Annotated in this window: 1 protein-coding gene; it reads right to left on the bottom strand. The window is 76.1% G+C overall.

Features of this window, described 5'->3' with window-relative positions:
- A partial coding sequence (locus tag WA788_RS34905) for an amino acid adenylation domain-containing protein (RefSeq protein WP_335984397.1) occupies nt 1–6151 on the bottom strand: 6151 nt, incomplete at both ends.

The following is a 6151-nucleotide window of genomic DNA, read 5'->3' as shown; positions in this document are numbered from 1 at the left end:
CACCACCGCAAGCAACGCCACCACCAACTCCACCGACCGCGGCAACACCACCGCCACCAACCGCTCCGGCTCCACACCCCGCCCCGCCAACACCCCGGCCAACCGACCCACCCGCGCATCCAACTCCGCATACGTCAGCGCCACACCACCACACACCACCGCCACCGCACCCGGAGCCACACGCACCTGCGCCGCGAACAGCCCCGCCAGGTCCCCGGCCGGTGGCTCCACCACGGGCCCGGTGCCCCAACCCGCCACCACCCCGCGCTCCCCCGCCGACAGCAGCTCCACCCGGCTGATCCGCCGCCGCGGGTCGGCGACCGCGGCGCGCAGCAGCCGCTGCCAGCGGTCGGCCAGCTCCTCGACGGCGGCCGGGTCGTAGAGGTCGGCGGCGTACTCGACGGAGCCGTCGATGCCCTGCGGGGTGCCGTCGGCCGCGAGGCGCTCGGACAGGGTGAGGACGAGGTCGAGCTTGGCGGTGGTCGAGGTGGGCGCCACCTCGGCCACCCGCAGTCCGGCGGGGGCGAAGTCGGCCCGGGGCGCGTTCTGGAGCACCAGCATGACCTGGAAGAGCGGGTGGTGCGCCAGGGAGCGGGCGGGGTTGAGGATCTCGACCAGGTACTCGAACGGCAGGTCCTGGTGGGCGTATCCGCCGAGCGCGGTGTCCCGGACCCGGGCCAGCAGTTCCGCGAACGTCGGGTCGCCCGAGGTGTCGGTGCGGAACACCAGGGTGTTGACGAAGTAGCCGACCAGGTCGTCCTGCGCCTGGTCGGTCCGGCCGGCGACGGGGCTGCCGATCGGGATGTCGTCCCCCGCGCCCAGCTTGCTCAGCAGGGCCGCCAGCGCCGCCTGGAGCACCATGAACAGGCTGGTGCCGTGCGCGCGGGCGAGCTCGCGCAGTCCGCGGTGCAGTTCGGCGTCCAGCCCGGCGGCGACGCTGCCGCCGCGGTGCGAGGCGACGGGCGGGCGGGGCCGGGTGGTGGGCAGGTGGAGCAGTTCCGGCAGCCCGGCCAGCTCCCGCGTCCAGTACGCGGCCTGGCCGGCGAGCAGGCTGTCCGGGTCGGCGGCGTCGCCGAGCAGGTCGTGCTGCCACAGGGTGTAGTCGGCGTACTGCACCGGCAGGGGTGCCCACGCGGGGGCCTCGCCGCGGCGGCGCGCCGCGTAGGCGGCGGTCAGGTCCCGGGTGAGCGGGCCCAGCGACCAGCCGTCGCCGGCGATGTGGTGGAGCACCAGCTGGAGCACGTGCTCGTCGGCTGCGAGAGTGAACAGCCCGGCGCGCAGCGGCACTTCGGCCGCCAGGTCGAACGGGCGGTCCTTCGCCCGGGCCAGGGCGGCCGGAAGTTCGGCCTCGGTGGTCGCGTGCACGGGCAGCGGCGGGCGGACGGCCTCGGCGGGCAGCACCCGCTGGTGCGGTACACCGTCCACCGCCGGGAAGACGGTGCGCAGGCTCTCGTGCCGCTCGACGACGTCGGCGAGGGCGGCTTCCAGGGCCCGCCGGTCCAGGTCCCCGGACAGCCGCCAGGCGAGCGCGATGTGGTAGTTCGCGCCGCCGTCCTGGAGCTGGTGCAGGAACCACAGCCGCCGCTGCGCGAACGACAGCGGGACCGCCGCGGGCCGCTCGCGGCGGGCCAGCGCGGTCTGCGCCGGGCCGGCCGCCGTCAGGGCGGCGGCCAGGCCCTCCGGGGTCGGCGCCTCGAACAGGGTGCGCAGCGGCATCTCCACGCCGAGCGTGGCGCGGACCCGGGCGGCCAGGCGGGTGGCGAGCAGCGAGTGCCCGCCCAGGTCGAAGAAGCCGTCCTCGACGCCGGCCGACGCCACCCCCAGGACCTCCGCGAACAGCTCGCAGAGGATCTGCTCCCGCGGGGTGCGCGGGGCGCGGGAGGCGGTCGCGGGGGCGGGGCCGGGGGCGGGCAGGGCGCGGTGGTCGAGCTTGCCGTTGCCGGTCAGCGGCAGGGCGTCCAGCACGACGAACGCCGACGGCACCATGTACGCCGGCAGCTGTTCGCGCAGGTGGGCGCGCAGGTCGGCGGGGTCGGGCGCGGTGCGGTCGGCCGGGACCAGGTAGGCGGTCAGCCGGGTGTCGTCGGCGCGGTCCCGGCGGGCGGTGACGGCGACCTGGGCGACGCCGGGGTGCGCGGCGAGCGCCGCCTCGACCTCGCCGAGCTCGATCCGGAAGCCGCGCACCTTCACCTGCTGGTCGGCGCGGCCGACGTAGCGCAGGGTGCCGTCCGCGGCGCGGCGCACCACGTCGCCGGTGCGGTACATCCGCGTCCCGGGCGCCCCGAACGGGTCGGCCACGAACCGCCCGGCGGTCAGGCCGGGCCGGTCGAGGTAGCCGCGCGCCAGGCCCGCGCCGGCGACGTAGAGCTCGCCGGGCACGTTCGGGGCCACGGGCCGCAGTCCGCTGTCGAGCACATAGGTCCGCAGGTCGGGCAGGGCCGTGCCGATCTGGCCGGCGGCGGTGCCGGAGTGGTCGAGGGCCGCGTGGGTGACGTGCACGGTGGTCTCGGTGATGCCGTACATGTTGACCAGGCGCGGCGCGTCCTGCGGGTGCCGGCCGTACCAGTCGGCCAGCCGGGCGTGCTCCAGGGCCTCGCCGCCGAACACCACGGTGCGCAGGGCGAGTCGGCGGCCGGTTCCGGGGGCCTGGGCGTCGGCGGCCATCAGCTGGTAGAAGGCGGAGGGCGTCTGGTTGAGCACCGTGACCTGCTCGCGGGCGAGCAGGTCGAGGAAGCGGCCGGGCGTGCGGCTGGTCTCGTGGTCCACGACCACCAGGCGGCCGCCGTGCAGCAGCGGGCCCCACAGCTCCCACACCGAGAAGTCGAAGGCGTAGGAGTGGAAGAGGGTCCACACGTCGTCGGCGCGGAAGCCGAACAGCTCCCGGGTGGCGGTGAACAGCCGCACCACGTTGCGGTGCGGGACCACCACGCCCTTGGGGTCGCCGGTGGAGCCGGAGGTGTGGATGACGTAGGCGGCGTGGCCGGGGTCGATACGGACGCCGGGGTCGTCCTCGGGCAGCGTGTCGAGGTCCGCGGTGTCCATCAGCAGCCGCTCCAGGCCGCCGGCCTCGGGCAGCTCGGGGACCTGGCCGGTCGTCACCAGCAGCGCGGGCCGGGTGTCCTTGAGCAGGTAGGCGATCCGGGCGGCCGGGTATCCGGGGTCCACCGGTACGTAGGCGGCGCCGGCCTTGAGGACGGCGAGCACCGCCACGACCAGGTCCGCCGAGCGCGGCAGGGCCAGCGCCACCAGCTGCTCGGGGCCCGCGCCCCGGCCGATGAGGGCGTGGGCGAGCCGGTTGGCGCGGGCATTCAGCTCGCCGTAGGTCAGGGTGGTCGCGCCGTCGGTGAGGGCGGGCGCGGCGGGGTCGGCCCGCACCTGCCGCTCGAACAGCGCGGGCAGCGCGGTGCGCGGCAGGTCGCCGTCCTGGTCGGTGGCGGCGGGCAGCAGGGCCCGCAGTTCGTCGGCGGACACCACGTCGATCCGGGCGATCCGCCGGGAGGGGTCGGCGGCGACGGCGCGCAGCAGCCGCAGCCAGCGGTCGGCGATGTCGCGGACGGTGGCCGCGTCGAACAGGTCGGTGCTGTACTCCACGACGCCCGACAGCCCGTCCTCGCCGGGCTGTTCGGCCAGGACGAAGGTGAGGTCGCACTTGGCCGTGCCGGTGGGCACCAGGTCGCAGCTCACGCTCAGCCGCGGCAGTTCGAAGCCGGCCGACGGCGCGTTCTGCAAGGTCAGCAGGGTCTGGAAGAGCGGGTGGTGCGCGAGGGTGCGGGTGGGGTTCAGGGCCTCCACGAGGTGTTCGAACGGCAGGTCCTGGTGCGCGTAGGCGGCCAGGGCGCCGGTGCGCACCCGCTCCAGCAGGTCGGTGAAGGCCGGGTCGCCGGACAGGTCCGTGCGCAGTACCAGGGTGTTGACGAAGAAGCCGACCAGGTCGTCCAGGGCCTCGTCGGTGCGTCCGGCGACGGGGGTGCCGATCGGGACGTCGGTGCCGGCCCCGAGTTTGCCGAGCAGGGCGGCCAGGCCGGCCTGGAGCACCATGAAGAGGCTGGCGCCGCCGTCGCGGGCGAGGGCGCGCAGGTCGCGGTGGAGGTCGGCGTCGATCCGCAGCGGCAGTTGGGCGCCCTGGTAGGTGGTCGCCGCGGGGCGGGGCCGGTCGAAGGGCAGCTCGACCTGCTCGGGCAGGTCCGCCAACCGGTCGCGCCAGTAGGCGAGTTGGCTGCCGAGCAGGCTGCCGGGATCGGTGCCGTCGCCCAGCAGGTCCTGCTGCCACAGGGCGTAGTCGGCGTACTGGACGGGCAGCGGCGCCCAGCTCGGCCGCTCCCCCGCGCTGCGGGCTGCGTAGGCGGTGGCCAGGTCGCGGGCGAGCGGCCCCGTGGACCAGCCGTCGGCGGCGATGTGGTGCACCACCAGCAGCAGGACGTGCTCCTGCGGGCCGAGCCGGAAGAGTCCGGCCCGCAGCGGCGGCTCCTCGGCGAGGTCGAAGCCGCGGCGGGCGGCCCGCGCGAGCCGGTCCGGCAGGTCGCGCGCGTCGACGTCGGTCAACGGCAGCGGGGGCCGGGCCGCGCCGGGGTCCAGCACGCGCTGGCAGGGGGTGCCGTCGGCCACGGGGAAGACGGTGCGCAGGCTCTCGTGCCGCTCGACGACGTCCGCGAGGGCGGCTTCCAGGGCCCGGCGGTCCAGTTCCCCGGACAGCCGCAGCGCCAGCGGGATGTTGTAGGTGGCGCTCGGGCCCTCCATGCGGTGCAGGAACCACAGCCGGCGCTGCGCGAAGGACAGCGGGACCGCCGCGGGCCGCTCGCGCCGGGCCGGCGCCGGGCGCGCCTGACCAGCGGCGCCGACCGCGGCCGCCAGTCCCGCCGGGGTCGGCGCGTCGAACAGGTCGCGCAGTCCCAGCTCCACGCCCAGCACGGACCGGGCCCGGGCGACCAGCCGGGTGGCGAGCAGGGAGTGCCCGCCGAGGTCGAAGAAGCTGTCGTCCGGCCCGGCCTCGGCGACGCCGAGCACCTCGGCGAACAGCCCGCACAGCAGGTGCTCGGCCGGGGTGCGCGGTGCGCGGCCCGGTGCGGCGGGCCGCGGCCCGGGGGCCGGGAGGGCGCGCCGGTCGAGCTTGCCGTTGGGGGTCAGCGGCAGGGCGTCCAGCACCTCGAAGACCGACGGCACCATGTACGCCGGCAGCCGCTCGCGCAGGTGGGCCCGCAGGTCCTGGGCGCGGACGCTCCGCCCCGCGGCGGGCACGACGTAGGCGACCAGGCGGGCTTCCTCCTCGGCACGCGCCATCACCACCGCCCGCGCGACCTGCGGGAGTCCGGTGAGCGCGGCCTCGATCTCGCCGGGCTCGATCCGGAAGCCGCGCACCTTGACCTGGTCGTCGCCGCGGCCGAGGAACTCCAGGTTCCCGTCCGCGTCCCACCGCACCAGGTCGCCGGTGCGGTACATCCGGCTGCCGGCCGGACCGTACGGGTCGGCCACGAACCGCCCCGCCGTCAGCCCCGGCCGCCCCAGGTAGCCGCGCGCCAACCCCGGTCCCGCGATGTACAGCTCCCCTGCGGTGCCCGCCGGCACCGGCCGCAGGCCGCCGTCGAGCACATGCAGCCGGGCGTTGGCGACGGGGCGGCCGATGACCGGCCGCGGGCTCGAACCCACGGGTGCGGTCACCGCGTTGACGGTGCACTCGGAGGGCCCGTAGAGGTTGAGGCAGGCGGTCCCGTCAGCAGCTCGCAGCCGCTCCCACAGCTGTTCCGGTACGGCCTCACCGCCCGCCGCCACCAGCCGGGGGCGGTGCCGCGGGTCATCCAGCAGCCCGTGCTCGACGAGGACCCGGAGGTAGGACGGGGTGGCCTCCACATAGTCGAGTCCACGGCTCGCGGCGTACTCGGCCAGGGCCTCGGGGTCGGTGAAGGTGGCGTGGTCCAGGACGTGCAGTTCGTGGCCGGTGAAGAGGGCGAGCAACTGGTTCCAGGAGGCGTCGAAGGACACCGAGGTGGTCAGGCCGACGCGCATCCGCGGCCGGCCCGCCGACGGCGGCGCGAACTGCGCCATGCCCGGGTCGGCGAGCAGGTCGAGCAGTCCGCCGTGGGTGGCGACCACGCCCTTGGGCCGCCCCGTCGAACCCGACGTGTAGATCACATACGCCGGATGCGCCGGATCGACC

The sequence above is a fragment of the Streptomyces sp. CA2R106 genome, assembly GCF_037034245.1.
Classification (GTDB): Bacteria; Actinomycetota; Actinomycetes; order Streptomycetales; family Streptomycetaceae; genus Actinacidiphila.
This window is presented reverse-complemented; position numbering and strand designations above follow the sequence as displayed.